At 48.1% G+C, this 21,963-nt stretch carries 18 protein-coding genes; 13 read left to right on the plus strand and 5 right to left on the minus strand.

Features of this window, described 5'->3' with window-relative positions; translation table 11 throughout:
• A partial coding sequence (locus RCH83_RS11060) for a TrkH family potassium uptake protein (protein ID WP_306521969.1) occupies positions 1-1,094 on the plus strand: 1,094 nt, incomplete at its 5' end.
• Here the strand turns inward: RCH83_RS11060 and RCH83_RS11065 are convergent.
• Positions 1,069-1,302, minus strand: coding sequence for a hypothetical protein (locus tag RCH83_RS11065; RefSeq protein ID WP_306521971.1), 234 nt, complete (start codon positions 1,300-1,302; stop codon positions 1,069-1,071). The genes RCH83_RS11060 and RCH83_RS11065 overlap by 26 nt on opposite strands.
• A gap of 21 nt (positions 1,303-1,323) precedes the next feature.
• On the opposite strand from RCH83_RS11065, the gene RCH83_RS11070 reads away from it, so the two are divergent.
• The 5 genes from RCH83_RS11070 (at position 1,324) to RCH83_RS11090 (ending at position 7,852) form a co-directional block, all read left to right on the plus strand.
• Positions 1,324-2,037, plus strand: a complete 714-nt coding sequence (locus tag RCH83_RS11070) for a TetR/AcrR family transcriptional regulator (protein ID WP_306521973.1) — start codon at positions 1,324-1,326, stop codon at positions 2,035-2,037.
• Between the two features lie 84 nt (positions 2,038-2,121).
• The gene (locus RCH83_RS11075) at positions 2,122-4,449 is read left to right on the plus strand and encodes an RND family transporter (protein WP_306521975.1); all 2,328 of its coding nucleotides are present in this window, start codon (positions 2,122-2,124) and stop codon (positions 4,447-4,449) included.
• Positions 4,436-5,227 (plus strand): outer membrane lipoprotein-sorting protein, encoded by a 792-nt coding sequence (locus tag RCH83_RS11080; protein ID WP_306521977.1) that lies wholly within the window; start codon positions 4,436-4,438, stop codon positions 5,225-5,227. Before RCH83_RS11075 ends, RCH83_RS11080 begins: the two co-directional genes overlap by 14 nt.
• Positions 5,228-5,311: 84 nt before the next feature.
• Entirely contained in the window at positions 5,312-7,042 is a 1,731-nt protein-coding gene (locus tag RCH83_RS11085; RefSeq protein WP_306521980.1) for a FimV/HubP family polar landmark protein, read from the plus strand.
• Between the two features lie 33 nt (positions 7,043-7,075).
• On the plus strand, positions 7,076-7,852 hold the full coding sequence (locus tag RCH83_RS11090; RefSeq protein WP_306521983.1) for an ABC transporter substrate-binding protein: 777 nt from the start codon (positions 7,076-7,078) through the stop codon (positions 7,850-7,852).
• A gap of 49 nt (positions 7,853-7,901) precedes the next feature.
• On the opposite strand, the gene RCH83_RS11095 is transcribed toward RCH83_RS11090, so the two are convergent.
• A complete protein-coding gene (locus RCH83_RS11095) occupies positions 7,902-9,236 on the minus strand; it encodes an amidohydrolase (RefSeq protein ID WP_306521986.1) in 1,335 nt (444 codons plus the stop codon).
• A gap of 214 nt (positions 9,237-9,450) precedes the next feature.
• Between RCH83_RS11095 and RCH83_RS11100 the strand changes: the two genes are divergently transcribed.
• Positions 9,451-10,203 (plus strand): TerC family protein, encoded by a 753-nt coding sequence (locus RCH83_RS11100; protein ID WP_306521989.1) that lies wholly within the window; start codon positions 9,451-9,453, stop codon positions 10,201-10,203.
• Positions 10,204-10,292: 89 nt separating this feature from the next.
• Here RCH83_RS11100 and RCH83_RS11105 read toward each other — a convergent pair whose 3' ends face one another.
• Positions 10,293-10,919, minus strand: coding sequence for a trimeric intracellular cation channel family protein (locus RCH83_RS11105; protein WP_306521991.1), 627 nt, complete (start codon positions 10,917-10,919; stop codon positions 10,293-10,295).
• 122 nt (positions 10,920-11,041) lie between these two features.
• Between RCH83_RS11105 and RCH83_RS11110 the strand changes: the two genes are divergently transcribed.
• Positions 11,042-11,920, plus strand: coding sequence for a hypothetical protein (locus RCH83_RS11110; RefSeq protein WP_306521993.1), 879 nt, complete (start codon positions 11,042-11,044; stop codon positions 11,918-11,920).
• A 356-nt stretch (positions 11,921-12,276) separates the two neighbouring features.
• The gene (locus RCH83_RS11115) at positions 12,277-14,112 is read left to right on the plus strand and encodes a M4 family metallopeptidase (RefSeq protein WP_306521997.1); all 1,836 of its coding nucleotides are present in this window, start codon (positions 12,277-12,279) and stop codon (positions 14,110-14,112) included.
• A 151-nt stretch (positions 14,113-14,263) separates the two neighbouring features.
• Here RCH83_RS11115 and RCH83_RS11120 read toward each other — a convergent pair whose 3' ends face one another.
• A complete protein-coding gene (locus RCH83_RS11120; RefSeq protein ID WP_306521999.1) occupies positions 14,264-14,923 on the minus strand; it encodes a hypothetical protein in 660 nt (219 codons plus the stop codon).
• A gap of 239 nt (positions 14,924-15,162) precedes the next feature.
• On the opposite strand from RCH83_RS11120, the gene RCH83_RS11125 reads away from it, so the two are divergent.
• The gene (locus RCH83_RS11125; protein WP_306522002.1) at positions 15,163-16,827 is read left to right on the plus strand and encodes a S41 family peptidase; all 1,665 of its coding nucleotides are present in this window, start codon (positions 15,163-15,165) and stop codon (positions 16,825-16,827) included.
• A 109-nt stretch (positions 16,828-16,936) separates the two neighbouring features.
• Here RCH83_RS11125 and RCH83_RS11130 read toward each other — a convergent pair whose 3' ends face one another.
• Positions 16,937-17,461 (minus strand): malate synthase, encoded by a 525-nt coding sequence (locus RCH83_RS11130; protein WP_306522004.1) that lies wholly within the window; start codon positions 17,459-17,461, stop codon positions 16,937-16,939.
• Positions 17,462-17,670: 209 nt separating this feature from the next.
• Here RCH83_RS11130 and RCH83_RS11135 point away from each other — a divergent pair, with 209 nt between their 5' ends.
• The 3 genes from RCH83_RS11135 (at position 17,671) to RCH83_RS11145 (ending at position 21,960) form a co-directional block, all read left to right on the plus strand.
• Positions 17,671-19,173 carry a DUF3612 domain-containing protein gene (locus RCH83_RS11135; protein WP_306522006.1) on the plus strand — a complete coding sequence of 501 codons (1,503 nt, stop codon included), beginning with the start codon at positions 17,671-17,673 and terminating at the stop codon, positions 19,171-19,173.
• A gap of 243 nt (positions 19,174-19,416) precedes the next feature.
• Positions 19,417-20,532, plus strand: a complete 1,116-nt coding sequence (locus tag RCH83_RS11140; protein WP_306522008.1) for an HDOD domain-containing protein — start codon at positions 19,417-19,419, stop codon at positions 20,530-20,532.
• Between the two features lie 183 nt (positions 20,533-20,715).
• Entirely contained in the window at positions 20,716-21,960 is a 1,245-nt protein-coding gene (locus tag RCH83_RS11145) for an efflux RND transporter periplasmic adaptor subunit (protein ID WP_306522010.1), read from the plus strand.
• The last annotated feature ends 3 nt before the right edge of the window (positions 21,961-21,963 follow it).

Raw genomic sequence — 21,963 nt, forward strand, 5'->3', positions numbered from 1 at the left:
TTGATCAGATGCCCAGGGGCTTATTGTTCTGGCGTGCTATTTTGCAGTGGATTGGTGGTGTCGGTATTATCGTGATGGCCATCGCCATTTTACCGGCGTTAAAAATCGGTGGTATGAAACTGTTTAAAACCGAAAACTCCGATATTTCCGAAAAAATTCTGCCACGAAGTTCCAGCTTGTCGATGTATATAGGCGTGGTTTATCTGATTTTAAGCGCCAGCTGTATGTTGCTGTTTTATATCGGTGGTATGAATGGTTTTGATGCCATTACCCACGGCATGACCACAGTAGCCACCGGCGGTTTTGCCAACTACGATGCTTCTTTTGGCCACTTTAACGACAAACCGCACCTGCTGTGGATAGCCGGTGTTTTTATGATGTTGTCGGCTTTGCCGCTGGTGTTGCTGGTAGGCACAATGCGGGGCCATAAGTGGATTTTATTTAAAGACCCTCAGGTGCGGGCTTTTTTGGCTATTACGCTGTTTTGTGTGTTGTTGCTCACCTGGTATCAGACGGAACACAATGCCAGACCCTGGCTGGATGCCTTAACCCACAGTTTTTTTAATGTGGTGTCTGTGATCACAACTTGTGGTTTTGCCTCAGAAAACTACTCAGCCTGGGGCGGTTTGGCGGTGATCCTGTTTTTCTACATTACCTTTTCCGGTGCCTGCTCCGGCTCCACTTCGGGTGGTTTAAAAATATTCCGCACTCAGCTCGCCGGTTTATTGCTGATTAAACAATTTAAGTTGTTGGTGCACCCCAACGCAGTGTGGGTACAAAAGTACGGTAGCAAACCGGTCAACGACCAGTTATTGGGTTCAGTACTGGCATTTTGTTTTGTGTATTTTGCGTCCATTTTTGCGCTGGCCCTTGGTTTGTCGATGTTTGATTTAGATTTTGTCACTGCGTTAACTGGTGCCGCCACTGCCATTAGTAACGTTGGCCCAGGCCTTGGTCCTGTGATAGGCCCAGATGGCAATTTCAGCAGTTTGCCTGATGGTGCCAAGTGGTTAATTAGCTTTGGCATGATTATCGGCCGGCTGGAAATTCTGACAGTGTTGTTATTGTTTACCCCAATGTACTGGCGTTATTAACAGTTTCAGCTCCTGATCTGCTGTCTTTTTGCTGTTGCAACAAGGGCGGTGCAGCCATGGTGCGGAACAATAATGAGTTGCCGCAATAAGTTGCTGCATTCTCTGGCTGAAAAATAACCTTGAGTTCTGCTGTTGATTGATTATTATGACGATTCGTCAATTTAATCGGTGTGACCAGATGCCCGCCAAAATTCAGCCGGAACATCATAATGCCTCCAGTGCTGGCACCATGCCGGGAAACCGTGCCCGCAATAAATTATTGCGGGAGCAGCAGTTGTTGCAGTTGGCGCAAAACATCCTGCAACAGGATGGTTTTGCCGGCCTGACCATGGATAGACTGACCGCAGCTTCTGAGGTATCCAAAGGCACCATTTATAATCATTTTTGCAGTAAAGAAGATTTAATTACCGCTTTGAGTGTCGATAGTCTGCAGCGGCAACTGTTGTTGTTTCATCAGGTACTTGCCTTACCCGGGCACAGTCGTGAACGTGCGCTGGCACTGCATTATGCTTATTACCGCTTTTCCACTGCTGAACCCACCTTGTTTTTATGTTTGCTTAGTGCCACCACAGCAGCTGTAGTGGAAAAAACTTCGGCCACAAGATTGGCGCAGCGCCAGGCGCTGGAACAACAGTTGCTGAGTTGTTGTGAACAAGTGATCAATCAGGCCATTGCCGACAAAGCACTGCAATTGCAGGCCGGCCGGGGGATCGACCAGTTGACTTATCTGCAGTGGGCTTTGGCTTTTGGCGCTAACGCTTTATATGGTCCCAGTCAGCAGATGGGATTTTTTCAGGGGCTCGAACAACAACAGCTGATGTTAGCTGGCATAAATCTGTTGCTTGATGGACTAGACTGGACACCACTGTCCGGTCAATTTGATTATCAGCAAAGTTGGCGGCGTATCGCTGCAGCATTACCGCAAACTCAGGCAGCACAATAACTTTTGTTGTTTTGTGTTTTATAACATCACCGATAATCGGCTGGTATTCACCACAGAATTTTCCGGCAAAAACAGGGAGTGCAGATGAAACAAATTTGGCTGAACGGTGCATTGCGCCATCCATGGTGGAGTCTGGCCTGGGTGCTGGCGCTGGTGGTGCTTTTTAGTATGGGCGCAAAAAACCTGTATTTCCGTGGTGATTTCCGCATTTTCTTTTCGCAGGATAATCCGCAGATGCAGGCTTTTGAACGCATGCAGGCGCGCTTTAACAAAAGTGACAATATGCTGGTGGCGATAGCGCCAGAGTCGGGCAATGTGTTTGACGCCAAAGTGCTGACTGTTGTGAAAGAGCTGACAGACGCCGCCTGGCAAACACCTCATTCGTTGCGGGTCGATTCCATCACCAACTTTCAGCACACTGAAGCGGCCGATGATGATTTGCTGGTGGAAGATTTATTGCTGGACAGCAGCAGTCTGGACGAAGCCAAAATAGCCAAAATTAAAGCAGCCGCTTTAGCCGAGCCTTTACTTGCCGGACGGCTGGTGTCTGAAGACGGCACTATTACTGCTGTAAATATCACAGTGCAGTTGCCGGAAAAAAACCAGAATCAGGAAGTGTCTGATGTGTATAACTCGGTGCGCGCTTTAACCGACAAGTTAGCGGCACAACACCCTGAACTGAAGTTCTATCACGCTGGCGTGATTTCGCTGAACAACGCTTTTAGTGTAGAAGCACAGCACGATGCCACGACCCTGGTGCCGCTGATGTTTGTAGTGATTATTCTGATGCTGGCTGTGATGTTGCGTTCTGCCCTGGCTGCTTTGGCAGTGGTCATTATTATTCTGGTCACTATCAGCAGCACTATGGGCATTTCCGGCTGGGCTGGCATTTTCTTAAGTACCGCCACTGTGAATGTGCCAACTTTAGTGATGACGCTGGCTGTTGCCGACAGTGTGCATCTGATAGCTTCCACTCAGTTTTTTATGCGTCAGGGTGATAACAAAGCGCAGGCCATTGAAAAAGCTGTACAAATTAACCTGATGCCGGTGTTTATTACCAGTGCAACCACAGCTATTGGCTTTTTAACGCTGAATTTTTCTGAAGTGCCTATTTTGCGCGATTTTGGCAACCTCACAGCCCTTGGTGTGATGCTGGCCTGGTTTTTTACCATTATGTTATTGCCTGCTTTGATGTTATTGCTGCCCATCAGCCGTGGTTATGTTGAGGCCGAAGATGGCTCTTCGATGATGGACAGACTGGCTGATTGGGTGATCCGCCACCATAAAGCTATTTTGCCGGCAACTGCAGTGCTGACGCTGCTGGGTGGTTACCTGACGCTGCAAAACAATGTGAATGACGAAGCTGTAAAGTATTTTTCCACCGATACCGAATACCGTCAGTCGGTTGATTATCTGGAAGAACGTTTAGGTGGGGTGGCCATGCTGGATATTGCCATCGACAGCGGCAGCCCGTCTGGCGTCAACGACCCGGCTTTTATTAAAGCTGTGGATGAATTTTCCGTTTATCTGCAAAGTTTGCCGCAAGTGAGCCATGTCAGCAGCATCAGCGATGTGTTTAAACGTTTGAATAAAAACATGAATGGCGATGACCATGCTTATTATCGTTTGCCGGAGTCACAAGAGCTGGCAGCGCAATACCTGTTGATGTATGAAATGTCGTTGCCTTTTGGTCTGGACCTGAACAATCAGCTGAATCAGGATAAAAGCGCCACTAAAGTAGCGATAGCCCTGAAAAACCTCGGCAGCAAAGAAATGCTGGCGCTGGAGAGCCAAACCATGGGCTGGCTGGCAGAACATTACCCACAATATAAAGCCGAAGCGTCCAGCACTGCGCTGATGTTTGGTCATATTGGTGAGCGTAATATGGCTAGTATGCTGAATAGTTTACCGCTGGCTATGCTGCTGATTTCATTGTTGCTGGTGTTTAGTTTAAGGTCCTGGCGTTTGGGCGCTATCAGTTTATTGCCCAATATTATTCCGGCTTTGTTAGGTTTTGGTTTGTGGCAATTATGGTCAGGTGAAATTAACCTGGGGCTGTCGGTGGTAGCGTCCATGAGTCTTGGCATTATTGTCGATGACACTGTGCATTTTCTGGCGAAATATCAACATGCCTGTAAAGAAGGCCGCAGCACTGAGCAGGCCATTCGTTATGCCTTCCACAGTGTTGGCCGGGCTTTGATGATCACAACAGTAGTGTTGGTGATAGGTTTTGCTGTGTTGCTGATGTCCAACTTCAGATTAAATTCGGATATGGGGTTATTAACTTTGTTGATCATCGCCATAGCTTTAATTATCGACTTTTTGTTTTTACCGGCCTTTTTACTTATATGTGACCGGCAGCCGAACAAGGACGCCACAGCAACAGGAGAACAAACAAATGAACCAGCTTAACTGGAAAGGTGCAGCAGCGATTGGCTTGCTGCTGGCGGGTTTTGCCGTGCCAGTGTGGGCAGATGCTGCCAAAGGTTTGCAAATTGCCACTGAACGCAAAACAAGGGACGAAGGCTGGAAAGACAGTGAAGCCAAAACCACTATGGTGCTGAGAAATGCCCAGGGTGAAGAAAGTACCAGACAAATCCGCACTCTGGCGCTGGAAGTGGCCAACGACGGTGATAAAGGCCTGACTATTTTTGATGAACCTAAAGACGTACGTGGCACGGCTTTTTTAAACCATTCACACACCGGCAAACCGGACGACCAATGGTTATATTTGCCAGCGCTGAAAAGAGTGAAACGTATTGCGTCACGCAATAAATCCGGCCCTTTTATGGGTAGTGAGTTTGCTTATGAAGACTTAAGTTCATTTGAACTGGAAAAGTTCGGCTTTAACTACCTTAAAGATGAACAGCTCAATGGCATCAATACTTTTGTGGTGGAACAGGTGCCGACAGATGAGTTTTCCGGTTATAGCAAAACCCTGGTCTGGGTTGATCAACAAGATTATAAAGTGCTGAAAATTGAATTTTATGACAAAAAAAGCAGCCTGTTAAAAACCCTGTTGTTGCAGGATTATCAGCAATATCTGGGTAAATACTGGCGGCCACTGAAAATGACGATGCAGAATCACCAGACAGGGAAAAGCACTGATCTGCTGACGCAGGACATCCAGTTTGGCAAAGGTCGTACCGATGCCGACTTTGACACTAATGCACTGCAGCGCAGTAAATAAACAACATTCTGGCAAGCTGGCGCGACATTTGCCTGTAAAACGTCTGCGCCGGAATTTTGCCGGCAGCGCTGCGAAGGACTTGTTATGCGTTTGACTCAGTTATTACCTCTGCTTTGTAGTGGCTTGTTCTGGCCGCTGGCTGCAGCTGAACTTGGCCCTGTCTCGGCTAAAGATACGTTATGGAGCCTTGCCAAAGCGGCGCGGGGGGATGCACCTTACAGCATGTATCAGGTGATTATTGCGCTGCAGCAAAAAAATCCGCGCGCCTTTATCGGCAACAATGTGCACCATGTGCAAAATGGTGCCGTCTTACAAATTCCGACAACAGCAGAAATTGCCGCTGTTGACCCTGAGCTGGCACGGCAAAAAGTGGAAGCTGATGAGCAGTTATGGCGGCAATTGCAGCGGCATGGTCCTCGGGCACAAGGCGGCAGCAGTTCGGCGACAAACCGGCTTATTGCCGGACAACAAAAGTTTGTCAGTCCTTTCCCTCAGGTTCAGACTGGGTTGTCAGCAACACCAGCAACACCAGCAACACCAGCAACACCAGCAACACCAGCAACACCAGCTATTGTTGCGGCTGCTCCTGCAGTACCGACAGCACCTTTACCACCGCTGAAAACGCCAGCTGCACAACCGGCGATAGTGCAAAGTCAGGGCCGCAGTACCACAACCTCAGCGCCGCACTGGACAGACAGACTGCAAACAAATAGCACTCTGGGCCTGGAAAGCCGGTTATTTGCCAAACAGGGACTGCAACAGCAGGCTCGGGTACAAAACAGCGTCAACTTTTTGCAGGAGTGGTACTGGCAGGCGGAAGATGAAAGCCACAGCTGGACATTCAGCCCTTATTTGCGTTGGGATCAACGTGATGCTGAACGGCATTTAATCGACATCAGGCAAGCGTTTTGGTTAACCCTGGGTCAGGGCTGGGAGCTGAAACTTGGGATTGATCAGGTGTTTTGGGGCGTGACTGAATCCCAGCATCTGGTGGATATTGTCAACCAGACTGATTTTGTTGATAACATCGATGGTGAAAGCAAGCTGGGTCAGCCGATGTTGCAATTTAATTTGTTTGGCGATTTTGGCAACCTGCAAACTTTTGTTTTGCCGTATTTCCGGCAGCGTACTTTGCCTGGTGTAAATGGCCGCTTGCGTTTGCCGCTGATTGTTGAACAAGATAAAGCAGTGTTTGCATCGGACGATAAACAGCAACATATTGATTGGGCGCTGCGTTATGCCAAACAAATAGATCAACTGGATATAGGTTTGTCGTATTTTCAGGGAACATCACGTGAGCCGGGTTATATACCGACAGCACAAGGTACTTTGTTGCCTTATTATGCCCAGATTAAACAATGGGGACTGGACGCTCAGTGGATAGTCGATAGCTGGATCTGGAAGCTGGAAACCATCAGACGTTCTGATGGTCAGAGCCATTACCGCGCCTTGACAGGTGGTTTTGAATACAGCATGGTCGGTGTCTGGGATTCTGATTTTGACCTTGGCTGGCTGATGGAATACCAATATGACAGCAGAGGCATGAATGCTACGGCTATAGGTCAACGCGATTTATTTATCGGTACCAGGCTGGCGTGGAACGATGCTGCCGGAACTGAGCTATTATTTGGTATCGCACAAGATCTGGATGACAGCGGTAGCCGTAGTGGTTTATTGGAAGCGTCAACAAGGTATAACAATAATGTGCGGTTGCGGCTGGACGCCTGGTTTTTTCAAACCCGTTCGCCAGAGCAACAGATTTGGTGGTTACGTCAGGATGATTATCTGCAGCTTGGGATAGACTACTACTTCTGATTGCAGCGCGCAGTTTAATCCCGAGGTATATCGATGAAGTTGTGGTGTTTGCTGTGGATTTTGTGTAGTTACAGCGCGCTGACGCAGGCCGGCAACTATGTGATTGGCATCGAAGAAATTGATTTTTACCCGCATTATGATTTCAGCCGTGGTCAGGAAAGAGGTTATTTTGTCGACCTGATCCGGCTATTCTCCAGCCACAGCGGCCACAAATTTAAGTTTGAACCCCTGCCGGTAAAACGGCTGTACCATTCGTCTACTTCAGGTATCGACCTGATTTATCCGGACAACCCTAAGTGGCAACAATATGTCGAAGCCGGTGTGGAAAAATTCTACAGTTTGCCGGTGATTTTTACGCTTGGCAGTACTTTGGTGCGCCCTGAACATCAACATATTCAACTGACGCAGTTCCGCACTTTAGCTGTGATCCATGGTTTTGCGCCGACCAAATGGTTGGCACTGCAAAATCAATATAACTACCGTATTGTTGATGTACCTGATGTGGCTTCAGCTTTGGGGTTAGTGCTGAAAGGGCGGCTTGATGGTGCCAATATAGAATTTAACGTGGCACAACATTATCTGCGTGGTATTCAACAACAGGAGCAACTGGTGATAGGCGAGTTATTACCATTTACCCAGTTGCCATTTTTGATGTCCAGTGCGAAACACCCTCAGTTGATTACCGAATTTAACCTGTTTTTACAGGAAAAAGCCGCAGAGGTTGCGGCGTTAAAACGTCAGTATCAGCTGCAGGAGCAAAGACCTACGCCTGTTGCTCAGCAGCTGCCGGAAGTGCAACCCGAAACTTAACCTGAACCATGCAGCTTATCCGGGCGTTATCAAACCGGTTGACCTGTTATCAATTTTTCCCCACCGGCATCAATTCCTGTAATGCCCGGACTGTGGCTTCAACACCAGTACGGATGGCGGGTTCTGGTTCAATTTTAAATAACGGGCTATGGTGGCTTGGTACTGCAGGGCCGCCATTGCGTTCGGCAATAAAAGCCTCTTTTGGTGTGCCGCCCACTGCAAAATACAAACTTGGGATATAAGGTTGGGTGGTTAAAAACGGAAAGTCTTCAGCGCCCATACCTAACCTTTTGTAATTCTCGTCAAAAATATTTTCACCCATAGTTTTACGCCAGCTGGCTTTAATACGCTGGGTCAAAGGAATATCGTTGACTGTCGGCGGTGTGGTTTGTGCGTCCACTTTCACTTCCGGCAGTTTATCTTCAGGTAAACCGGCGGCGCGCCCCAGATTTTTTGCCACCCGCTCTATGGCACTGATCAGATAATTGCGGGTTTCCATATTGTCGTTGCGCACCGTCAGCTGCAGATGTGCCTGATCCGGAATAATGTTGTGTTTAGAACCTGCATGAAAAGCCCCTACGGTAATAACACCAGGCTCTTTGGGCGCCAGTTCACGGCTGATAATAGTTTGTAGTGCCAGCACTATTTGCGAACCCAGCACTATAGGGTCTTTACCTCTATGTGGACTGGCACCATGAGCACCAATGCCATGAATAATAATGTCGACACTGTCGACACCTGAATAAGGTGAACCTTCAACCGCCACCAGTTTGCCGGCTTCAATCTCGCTCGATACATGCAAAGCCATGGCGTAATCAGGCTGGCCAAATTTCTGATATAAACCATCGTCCATCATGCCCTGAGCACCACCAGTGCGCTCTTCTGCCGGTTGACCTATCAACATTAAAGTGCCGGACCAATCATTTTTACGGGCTGCCATTTGCCGTGCTGTGCCCACCAAACTGGTGATATGCACATCATGACCACAAGCATGCATCACCGAAACTTCGTTGCCATCCCAGTCTTTAGTGCGAACTTTAGACGCATAAGGTAAACCGGATTTTTCTTCGACCGGCAGCGCGTCCATATCGGCTCTCATCATCACCATTGGGCCTTTGCCATTTTTTAAAATAGCCACCACACCGGTTTTGCCAATGCCGGTATAAACGTCAAAACCTGCAGCTTTCAGCTCGGCTGCCAGGCGTTTGGCGGTGTTTACTTCAAGATGCGACAGTTCAGGATTCTGGTGGAAATGGCGGAATAACGGCGCCAGATGTTGTTGGTAATCCTTGGCTACCGCCTCTGTTAACGCGGCAGCAGCGGCAAAAGCAGACTGGCTGCCGAGTAGCAATGGCAACAACAAAGCTAATTTATGAAGTTTCATCGGAAGTTCCAAAAAGTGAGGGTGTTTTTTGAGCATAACAGCCATTTACCGCTGCCTGCCAGCACAGAACGACGCAGATTTTGTTGTGCTGGTCGAAAGCTGTTATTGCCGACGAACTGTGCAGTTAAACCAATTTCTCTGCACAAGTACTGGCGGCAAGCGTTTGCGCTGGTACACTAGCCGTTAATTGTTCATTTTTATTGATGGGATTTATATGTTTGAGTGGATTGCCAGCCCTGAAGCCTGGATTGCGCTTGGTACTCTTGCCGCGCTGGAAATTGTTTTAGGTATTGATAATATTATCTTTTTATCAATTTTAGTCGGACGTTTACCAGAAAAACAACGGGCTTTTGCCCGCCGTGTTGGTCTGGGCCTTGCGATGTTTGCCCGTCTGGCTTTGTTGTTCTCTATCTCCTGGGTGATGGGTTTAACCGAAACCTGGTTTACTGTGCTAGGCAACGATATTTCTGGTCGTGATGTGATTCTGATTGGTGGTGGTTTATTCCTGCTGGCTAAATCTACTCAGGAAATTCACCATAGTCTGGAAGGCGCTGATGATGAAGAAACCTCAGGCCCTAAAGTGGTGGCCAATAATCTGATGATGATCCTTATTCAGATTATGATTCTGGACATAGTGTTTTCGCTGGATTCAGTGATCACAGCTGTAGGTCTGGTGAATAACATTGAAATTATGGCAATTGCTATTGTTGCTGCAGTATTGGTGATGATGTTTGCTGCCAAGTCGATTGGCGATTTTGTTGATGCTCACCCTTCTATCAAAATTCTGGCGTTATCTTTCCTGATCATGGTTGGTGTAATGTTGATGATTGAAGGTTTTGATGTGCATGTGCCAAAAGGTTATATCTACTTTGCGATGGCGTTTTCGGTCACAGTAGAGATGATCAATATCCGTATGCGCAAGAAAAAAGCTGCGCCGGTAAAACTGCACAAAGAACTGTCGGAATAAAACACACAACAGCATGAGTGCTGAAGGTAGTGCATAAAAAACAAAGGCCGCATAGCGGCCTTTGTTGTTGTGGGGTTTGCTTTATTATTTCAGGGGTCTATTTTTCCGCTGCGGCTAAAGACCGGAATCGTCAGATGCCAGCGGATAGCCGCCAAGCGCAAAAGCAATAAAGCCAGCATACCGGCGAACATAGCCGGCATTTTATCTACACCCAAACTTAATAATCCGGTGTAAACCAGGCCGCCAAAAATGCAGGTAACTGCATAAAGTTCACCCCTGAATACCAGCGGAATTTCCCGGCACAATACATCGCGGATCATGCCACCACAAACACCACTCATGGTGCCCAGCATAATAGCCACCATAGTGGAAGTGCCGTGATCCAGCGCTTTTTGCGTGCCCATCACCACAAAAAATGCCAGGCCCAATGCATCGGCAATTTGTAAGGTGTTGTTGGGAATAGTCAGGCGTTTACGCACCAATAAAATAGTCAGGGCAGTCGCGGTAAAAATGGCATAAAAAAAACTGTCATTTTTCAGCCAAATCACCGGAACATCGAGGATAAGGTCGCGTAAAGTGCCGCCACCAATGGCAGTGACAGATGCCAGTACTATCACACCAAAACCGTCCATTTGTTTACGCCAGGCCGCCAAAGTGCCGGAGATAGCAAAAACAGCGATGCCTAACAAATCAAACCATTGAAAATACAGCTCCATCACAAGCTCCTGCGAAATAAATTTATCATAACAACCGCTGCTCACTTTGTGATAACTTCAGCGAAAAATAGCCGTAATATTGTGTACTTAGCGCAAATTACCAGCAGCTGCCGGAGTTCTTGATGTCGCGGTTTTGGTTATTAAAATACAAAGCCCTGTTGTGGTCGATACTGAACCTGTTGCTCTGTTGGTTGTTATTACAACTTTATGCCCAACACAGAGTGCAGCAGCTGCTGACTGAGATGAATGAGCAATACCGGCAAGATGCCATAGCGTACGGCTGGCCAGTGTTGCAGCTGCAGGCCGGTGATATCAGGCTTTTGCCCTGGCACGACCGGCTTGATGTGAAAAGGCTGGAGCTGGCCTTGCCTTCAGGTGCAGTGTTACTTCAGCTCTCTGAGTTACAATTGCACGGTATTCTGACGGCTTCTGTCACGGCTACACCTGCTTATCAGCTCAGCTGGCAACAACTGCAGCCTTCTGCTGCTGTGCAGGCGCTGTTGCAGCAACCCTGGCAGACGCTACTTCAGCTTTGGTCCGGTACTTTAAATTGGCAGGCAAAAAATGGCTTTTGGCACAGCAGATTTCAGCTAAAGATGGCAGACTTGCTGGTGCTTGAAACCAGCGGATTGGCAGCGGCGTCCGGCGAGCCGTTTTCCCTTGCAGGGCTACAAATACAACATCTTCAAATTAACCTCAGCAAACATTTGTCCGCCGCGCTGTGGCCCTGGCTACAACAGCAGGGTCTGGAGTCAGAACAAACACTGCAACAGTTTTGGCATCAGCAACAACAACGCTGTGGTTTGTTGCCCGCTGAGCTTATGACCCCCTTATTGGCGTTGCAGCAACGCAGGGACATCAGCTTTCGCTGGCAACCTAAACCGCCTTTCCCTGTTCAGGCATTTACCCTTTGGTGGCAATGTCAGCTGCAAATTAAACCAGCGTCACACTCATCATTATTTGTTGATAAAAACATGATAAAAGCGAAGGCGCCTTTTTAATAAGCCTGTATCTATTATGATTACAAGGTTGTGTTTGGTGCTGTTGGCTGTTGCAGCTGTAGCAACACCAGCAGACGCAACCTGCAACCCTTGACTGAGGTTCACTTCTGCGGAGCGGAGTCTCCCGTGGTGATATCCCTGTCAGATGGTGTTCAGCCCGCAGTTGTTGTGGTCATGGCATCGGGCTCTGGGTGATACAGGGCCCGATGTCAGCATAATGACAGATGTTTTATAAAAATCTTATATTGTATTGATGCCGATTTGCCGGAGTTTTAATCCGCTATGGTTGCTTGGCTGTTCGCAAAAGCGTCCAGTAAAACCAGGAACATAAGATTAAATACAAGAGGCAAACCTCAATGAAACATCAACATTTATCCCGTTTAACAATGGCCATGCTGATGGCAGGCTGTGGTTCTGTGATGGCTGCTGAAGTAGTACCGGCCGAGCAGATCCTGAACGGGCAAACTCTGCAAACCCTGACGCAACCCGCCGCAGACGATCGTAAATCTGAACCGCTTAAATTTGTTGCTAAACAACAAATTAAACGTGCCGATGGCAAGATGAAAGTGCGCTACCAACAAATGTACCGTGGTGTGCCGGTGTGGGGACACAGTGCTGCTGCCAGCAAAGCCGGTAATAACTACTCCGATATCAGTGGTTCAGTGGTGACAGGTATAGAGCAGGATTTACCGGACGTAACACCACAATACAAAGCCATTGAAGCCATCGAGCTGGCTCAGGGCGGTCTTTCGGCACAGCAGCAGCTGTTGTCGTCATCTGATGAAACTGCGTTACTTGCCAGCCAGAGTGCTCAGGCAGCCAAAGCTAAACTTTGGGTATATCTGGACGAACAAAATCAGGCCCGGTTGGTGTATATCACAGATTACGTGACCAGCCACAATGGCAAACCAAGCCGGCCTTTTGCCATTATTGACGCTAACAGTGGCCGGTTATTACAAAGCTGGGAAGGCATTAACCACGCCAATGCCACTGGGCCTGGCGGTAACAGCAAAACCGGGCAGTATTTTTATGGCACTGATTATGGTTATCTGAATGTCGACAGCAGTTGCCGTATGACGAACACCAATGTGGATACTGTGAACTTAAATGGTGCCACTTCAGGCGGCAGTATTCACCAGTTCACTTGCCCGAATAACACTTTTAAAGCCATTAATGGTGCTTATTCACCGCTGAATGATGCCCATTATTTTGGGGGTGTGGTGTTTGATATGTTCCAGAGCTGGTTTGGTGTCAATCCACTGAATACCAAACTGAGAATGCGGGTACATTATGGCTCTAATTATGAAAACGCCTTCTGGGATGGCAGTCAGATGACCTTTGGTGATGGTGCCACCCGCTTTTATCCGCTGGTGAGCCTGGATGTGTCAGCCCACGAAGTCAGTCATGGTTTTACCGAGTTTAACTCAGGCCTGGTCTACAGCGGTCAGTCTGGTGGCATGAATGAAGCTTATTCAGATATGGCTGGTGAAGCTGCTGAATATTTTATGAAAGGCAGCAACGACTGGATGGTGGGGGCTGATATTTTTAAAAGTACCGGTGCCTTACGTTATATGGACGATCCGACCAAAGATGGTCGTTCTATAGGTCACGCCAGCAACTATACCAGCGGCATGGATGTGCACTACAGCTCAGGGGTGTTTAATAAAGCTTTTTACCTTTTAGCCAACAAAACTGGCTGGAATACCCGTAAAGCTTTTGAAATTTTCACCATTGCCAACCAAATCTACTGGACCAGCAGCAGCACCTTTATTGCAGGCGCTAATGGTGTGTGTAAAGCGGCCAAAGATAAAGCTTATAGTCTGACCGATGTAGCGGCGGCTTTTAGCAGTGTGGGTATTACTGCTACTGAATGTGGTGGTGTCACCAACCCAGGTAACAGCGGCACCTTAACAAATCTGGCGGCAACAAAAGGTAACTGGACACGTAATACCATCACAGTACCTGCCGGTATGAGCACTTTGACTGTCACTATCTCAGGAGGGACCGGTGATGCCGACCTCTATCTGAGATTTGGTTCACAACCAACCACCACCAGTTATGCCTGCCGTCCTTATAAAACCGGCAACAACGAAACTTGTGTGATTAATAACCCAGGCGCCGGTACCTGGCATGTGGGGATCCGGGCTTACACTACTTTTAGTGGTGTAACGCAAAACTGGAATTATCAATAAGTTACAGTGAATTACGCTGAGAACCTAAAGACTGAAAAAATAAAACCCCACTTTAACTAGTGGGGTTTTATTTTATGTTGTGGTGTTATTGTGACGGCGAAGCCGCTGACAACAAAAGCCTGAAGTGACAGTTTTGAAGGCAAAAGGGCCGTTAAAATCTGAAACTGAGTTCAATACCGGCAAACCACTGATGCGGCTCCGGCATTGGCAGATAACCTTGTTGCCATAAGGGTTCGTTGTAATATTGTTGCTCCATACTGCGTAAATAACGATAACGGGCAAAGGCATTCAGTTGCAGAAAATCCAATTGTAAACCTCCACCCAAGCCGGCAAACCAGTCTATCGGGCCCGAGCTGCGGTGACGGTAACCATAGTGGTCGTAGTATTCGGTTTCTTCTTCGTCAAAAGCCAGTTCGTCCAGCGCCACCCCAATTTCACCATAAAGACTAAAGTCATCAAAACGCCCTAACCGTAACGAAGTATCAAGGTTGGTAAAACTAATGTTATCGCCACCAAAACGCTCATTGGCCCGATAAAAACTCAGGCTGGTCACCAGCGCCATAGACTGACCAGGTGCGCCACCCCACTGCAAACCTACACTGCTGATTTGGCCCGTTTCTGAACTTTCATAAGCCAACAAGGGCCTGATTGCAAAACGTCTGTCATCAACATAGCGCTGTTGATAATGTTGAATATAATCGAGCGGCTGAGCCTGCAGTGACGGCGCTGTCAGTAACATCAGCACCACAAAATAACATGAGCAACAACAAACATTTTTCAGCACTGCTGGTGACCAAAGTAGGTTACGCATAAAGAATTTGCCTGTGGTGAATAAGTCAGATTTCAGCCTAAGCTGGCCTGTCTGAACCTATTCTTAACATTCCCTCTTGTTGCCTGCGGCTGTTGACTTTATCTTACCTGCTGAACCAAAGTCAGTTCAGCACAGTAACATCAATATTGTTGCTGTTTGGCCAGCCCATGCTGGTTTTGGCAGCAGCCAGTTGCAGTAAAAGAAAAGTCGCAGCAGCGAAGGTATTAAAGGAGTTAACAATGATGGATCAGTACCCAAAACAGCATGGCCGGATGGTCAGATTTGCATTACCTGGTGCAGCTTTATTGTTGCTGCTTAGTGGTTGTGGCGGCGGCAGCTCTGACTCTGCCAGCACCACAACACCAGGCACTGGCACCACCAATCCGCCGGTGGTCAGCCCTGTGTGGCAAGCCGGAGTTTATGCGCCTGAAGAGCAACTGGTTGCGCAGTGTGCAGCACCGCGTTCAGGGATAGATCCTTATAGTCAACAACCTTATCCCGACAAAGCCGGCACTTCCCTGCATGAAAAACTCTGGTTAAGGTCCTGGAGCCAGCGTACTTATTTGTGGTATCGCGAATTGCCTGACCGTGATCCGGCCGGTTATTCAGTGGCAGATTATTTTAATTTATTGCGCACCACAGCTTTGACGGATTCAGGTGCAGCCAAAGACAATTTCCATTTTTTTGAATCGACCGCCAGTTATAAACAACGCACTCAGGGTGGGGTTGAAGCAGGTTATGGCATTGAATGGAGCATTGTTGACGGGCGGCCACCCCGTAAAATTTATATTGCTTATACCGAACCAGGTTCGCCTGCAGCGCAACAAGGGCTGAGCCGCGGCGCTATGCTGCTTGAAGTGAACGCTGTTGATGTAGTGAACGACAATACCGAAGCGGGCGTCGCGCAGATCAATGCCGCTTTGTATCCGGCGCAATTGGGTCAAAGCAGTCAAATGACGTTTTTAAAAGCCGACGGCAGCAGAGTTAATCTGAGCATGCAGTCGGCGCAGGTAGCAGCAACGCCGGTACAGAATGTCAAAGTGATACAAAGTCCGGCAGGTAAGGTTGGTTATCTGCAATTTAACAGTCACATAGCCTTGGCGCAGCCACTCTTGATTGACGCTTTTAACCTGTTCCGCGAACAAGGGGTTCAGGAATTGGTGCTGGATATTCGTTATAACGGCGGCGGCTTATTAGCGCTGGCGTCACAGCTGGGTTATATGGTGGCCGGGCCTAACGTGATTCAAAACCGTATATTTGAAAAAACCATGTTTAATGACAAATACCCTAATACCGACCCAGTGACTGGGCGCGCGTTACAACCCATGCCTTTTTATAACCGTGCTATCGATTACCAGAACAGTCAGTTTACCAATCAGACTTTACCCAACCTGACCTTAAAAAGGGTGTTTGTATTGACGACCGACAGTACCTGCTCTGCCAGCGAAGCACTGATGAATGCGCTGCGTGGTGTTGATCTGGAGGTGATTCAGATTGGCAATAAAACCTGTGGTAAACCTTATGGTTTTTATCCAACCGACAACTGTGGTACCACTTATTTCAGTATTCAGTTTAGTGGTGTAAATGCAAAAAACTTTGGTGAATTTGCCGACGGTTTTAACCCGACGCCAGCACCGCAGTTTGCTGCTGATGTCAAAGGTTGTGTGGTGAAAGATGATTTTACCGCTCAGCTTGGTGACAGCAAAGAAAAGTTGCTTAGTGCAGCGCTGAACTATATGACCAGCCAAAGCTGCCCGGCGCCGGCGTTATCTGCAGCTGATAACAGTAAAACTGAGGCATTGCGCCAACAAAAAGGCTTGTCGGTGTTGATGAAAGACCCAAGACAACAAGCGATATTGTTGGAAAATAAACTGCAGCAACCCTTGTTACCTGAACAGTTGTAACCTCCAGTTGCTGCTGGTGCTCAACAAAAAGGCGCAATAATTGCGCCTTTTTGTTGATGAAATTCAGCTCTTTGTGATGACAGCGCGCTAATTCACAGCGCTAAACAACTTAAGCTAAGTGGTAATCGCTGCCGTCTTTTGCGGTGTAACAAGCACGACCCTGACAACTGGTCATGGCGTCCTGCTGCAGCTGACCGCGGATCATACTGAACCAGCGTTGTTGTTGCCCTGGTGTTGATAACTCCAATAACACATCTTCAATACCGGCACAGTCGTGGGCACCATGTTCACCTTGTTTGCTGATCACCAGTTCAATATGACGGCCGGCATTACATAACAAAAGCGACTGAGGTTTTTCTTTACTGCCACACAAAGCAACAAACTGGGTTGGGTTGGCTAAACCGCTGTTGCTGCCATCGGCAAAAAACGCCAATAAATGCTGGTAATAGACCACGTAACTTTTTACATCCTGATGTGAGCCTTGCGCCAGTGGAAAGACTTTATCGAGAAAACCTTTGGAATAATTCAGCACTTGTTTCAGGTGACTGTCGTTCAGCGCACTGATGGCATTCATTTGCTGACGGATGATCTGATCCAAAGGTTGTTCATGGCTGTTAGTCGCGGTCATATGCATGTTAAGTTCCTCGCTCACTCTTTTTATCTGCGCTGACTTCCTTGTGCTGCGTTGGCAGCTGGCGTCGTCGTTGCTTCCTGTCATTGGTTGAGCCCGGTAGGGTGGCGGGCGGTGTTTCGCAGTCAGTCATTGCTGTTGCTTAGAAACTAGTCTATGTTGTTTTTGTGCATAATTTGACAATTAAAACTTCACAGTGTGAATTTTACAAAATGACAACGCCAAAAAGCTTGATCCGCAAATCACATTTCCTCGGGACTAAAATAAGAAACCTGAGGAAACGCAATAACTTAACTATGGAAGACTTATCCACCCGCTGCATTCGCATCGACGCCGAATACGCACCTTCAGTGTCCTATTTGTCGATGATTGAGCGTGGCAAAAGGGTGCCCAGTGTCGAAATGTTGACCGTGATAGCCGCAGTTTTTCAAAAAGAACTGGACTGGTTTTTAGACGGTGAAGAGCAGCAGCTGGATATCACCCCGGCCAAAGGCAGCAGAGGTGGCATCAGTGGTATGGCGCTGGAGCCTGGCTTTTTGTTTTCCAACGATATTTTGCAAATTGCCATACCGGAAATGTTGTCGCAAACCGGTATCAGCGGCAAACAGTTTGCCCAGCTGCTGATCCGCGCCCACCAGGAACATCACCAAAACCATTTCCCAGAGCTTGAACGTGCTGCTGAAGAAGTAGGTTTAAAACGCATGCCACTCAGTGTCGAAGAGCTATTGGCCATTGTAAAACAGCTGGGGCTTGCCATTAGCTGGTTTGATGAAGCACCCAAAGAAGTGCTGGATGAGCTGGGGGTTTTTAGTAAAAACGTGTCAACGTCGTATTTTTTACCGCCCAAAACCCTGCATTTAAACCGTATTTTAAAAAACCATCCAACCCGGCTGAAATACGAGCTGGCGGTGCATATTGGTCATGCCGTGTTACACAATAAAGACGGTGTAAAAAGCGGTATGGCAGTGGGTGGCGCTTATGAAACTGTCGACGCTGATTCAGGTTTAGTGGCACCACAGGATATTTTGCATGCCTGGCGTGACTTTGAATCGAGTTTTTTTGCCGGTGCTTTGCTTTGCCCTAAATTGCCGTTTCGTCAGTTGCTGGACCGTAACGGTTATGAAATCAGCTCGCACCAGTTGGCCGGAGTGTCCGCTTCTGTTGCCATGCGCCGTATGACGGCAGTGTCGCCTTATAGCCACTGGCATTATTTTGATGCTTACACGCCGGGTAAACTGAAAGCTGTTTACCGTGGCAATGGCATACCGCTGCCATGGGGCAATATGCGTAAAGTGGAAGATCCCTGCCAGCACTGGGCAGTGTTTCGCATGTTTGATGTGCAGGGTGAAAGAAGTTCGGCGCAGTTGTCCTTGCTGGAAGTGCAGGGCCAACCACGGATTTATTGTTGTGAGTCGGTGAAAGTGCAGGATTTGGCCGGTAATGCCCATGTGCTTTGTGCCGGTATCGACTTAAATCCGGCTATTAATGCCCAGGGTATGGACGCTGATGCCATGGCGCAGGAGCTGAAATATTTGTGCAACAGCCAGGGCGGTGCCGGAAAAATTCCGCAGGCGATAAAAGGCACTTTAAGTACAGTTGCCAATATTCTGAATATTAACTGGGTGGCCCGTAGTTTAGAAAAACCAGCCCAGCTGATTTGTGCCCGTGGTAATCATTGTCCACGCAGCCCTGCTTGTTATCAGCCTTGTGGTTAAAGTGGTTTGCCTAAAGCTGGATGCTGAGTGCCTCAGACAGCTTGGTGTATTTGGTCGTGCATCCTGCTGCTTCGTTAAAAATGCGCATTTTTGCGATAAAAAGGCTTGAGTTTGCCGGGCTGATACCGGCTATTACGGAACTTTGTGAAGGCTGATGCGGCCAATGCAAAGGTTATGTAAATTGTTTTTCGTGGTGCCGGTTCAACTGGTACATTCATTTCAGTTAAAAGTAGGGACATCGCCATGTTTCAGGTTGTTGCCGTTAGTCTGAATCCGGCTTTATTAAGTTATTTGCGCAAATATTGTGAGCTGAACGACCCACGTTGGCAGCTGAAGATTTTTCCAACTGTGGGTAGTTTTGCCACAGCGCCGCGTAACAACGACGCTATTGATCTGTTGTTTTTTGACGCTCAGGGGTTAACCAGTGCGCTGGAAGAAAAACGCCTGGTGTGTTTTATGGCGCCGCTGGCGCTGCGGGTGGTAGTGACCAATCCGGAGCACGACGATGTGGTGTTGTCGCATCTGGACCATTTTCATAGTTTTATTGCCGCTTCAGTCGATGTTGATCATCTGACGCAGTTGTTCCGTAATGCAGAAAGAGTGAAGCAGTTGCCACAAACTGCGCTGAGTAAAAGACTGTTGTCGTCGTTTTTACATTACCCGGTATTTCCCAGGTTAAGTGAACAACTACAACGGCAGTTGCAGGACCCTAAAGTGGAAATCAGCCAGGTGGCGCGTTTGCTGGAACAAGACCCTGTGGTGGTGTCGAGGCTGATGCAGCTGGTGAACTCCCCTTATATGGGTTTTGTCAGCGAAACTTTGTCTTTGGATATTGCCATCAGCCGGCTGGGTTTGCAGGTGGTCAATGCATTGGTGCTGATGTTGTCGCTTAAAAGCCAGCTGCAGGCGTTGGATCAGGCTGAACATAACAAGGTGCTGGATAATGCGATGCAATTTGCCAACCAGTGCCGTGAACTGGCAAAAACGGCTAAATTGCGCCGCGCCCAGCAAGACCATGTGTTTATCGCCGCCATGTTCAGTTGTTTTGGTCAGTTATTGTTGCTGCAAAATGGTTTTGAACTGAATGACCCACAACTTAAAAACAGCGAAGCAGCTGAAGTGCGGGCTGATGTGGCAGTCACAGTGCATCTGTTATGCCTCTGGGGTTTTGACAACAGGATGTTAGAGCCGCTGCTGGCACAACATCAGTTTATTGCCAGTGACGAAGAAAAAGCCGATATCAGCAATTGTTTGTATCTGGCCAGGTTAAGCCGCACTGAATTGTTGGCTTTGCCAGCAGAGGTGCGTGAGTTGATCACAGCGTCAGTCTTTGCCAGCGCTTTGGGCCTCAAGCCCTGAACGTCGCCGAAAAATAGCAGAAAATCGCGTTATATTGGCCATTCTCTGGCATCACGGCAGAATGGTCACCTTAGTTGGCAGCCTGAATGAATCATATGGGCTTTGCCATTTTTAATATCGAATAATGCCGTATCAGCCGGGCGTAACAAGACCGCTGTTATTGCTTTGCAGGGACTTTATTAAATGCCAAAAATAACTAAAACCGCCGTTGTTGTAGTGCTCAGCCTGATAGTTGCGGGGGGCGGCTTTTGGTGGTGGCAACAGGATGATCAGGCTGAAAAGATTGGCGCGCCGCAAAGTGCCGCCGCAGGTCCGGGCGCCAAAGCGGGTCAGGGCGGCCAAAGGCCCAAAGGCGCCAGACCAGCGGGCGGTGGTGGCCCGGGTGGCGCTGCCAATCCATGGAATGCGCCAGTGCCGGTGCGGGTGATTGCAGCCCAGACCACAGATTTAAAAGTACAAATTAAAGCTATTGGTACTGTCATGCCGCTGAATTCTGTGGTGCTGCAAAGCCGGGTTAGTGGTCCTTTGTTAAAACTATTTTTTAACGAAGGTGAAAAAGTACAGGCAGGGCAGTTACTGGCACAAATTGACCCGGCACCTTATCAGGTGAAACTGGCACAGGCCGAAGGCACCCAACAACAAAATGTGGCGCAGCTGGAAAACGCACAAGCAGACCTCGCGCTTTATCAAAAGTTAAAACAACAAAATTCTATTTCAGCACAACAATATAACGCCCAGCAGGCGCTGGTGAATCAACTCAAAGGCACACTGAAAAGCAATCAGGCGCAAATTGACGCCGCCCAGCTGGAACTTGGCTACACCCAGATTAAAGCGCCGATCAGCGGCCGTTTAGGTTTACGCAAAGTCGATCCGGGCAATTTAGTACAGGCCAATAGCGCCGAAGGTTTGGTGACTATCACCCAAAGTTCACCTATTGCAGTGCAATTTACTATTCCGGAAACTCAGTTGCAGGCGGTGCGTGCCGCAGTGCAGGCCGGAAAAGAGTTAACCGTCGAAGCATGGGACAGAGCAGAGCAACAACAGTTAACAGCTGGGGTATTAACCACGCTGGATAACCAGATTGACCTCGCCACCGGCACCTTAAAACTCAAAGCGCAATTTGCCAATAATAACGAAGAGTTGTTTCCCAACCAGTTTGTCAATGTAAGGCTGAATGTAGCGGTGCAAAATGGCGCTGTTACTATTCCACAAGACGCTGTGCAATATGGCTCACAAGGCACTTATGTCTACACAGTGGATGCTAAAAACAAAGCCCAGTTAAAAATGTTAAAGCTGGGTGCTGTTGATAATGGCCTGATTGCGGTGGAAGAGGGTTTAAAGGCCGGTGATTTGGTGATCCTGGAAGGCCTGGACAGGTTAAGACCAGGCCGTGATGTTGAAGTTGTACAAACGCCGGCACAGGGTTAAGCC

The organism is Rheinheimera sp. (assembly GCF_030824435.1).
Classification (GTDB): Bacteria; Pseudomonadota; Gammaproteobacteria; order Enterobacterales; family Alteromonadaceae; genus Pararheinheimera.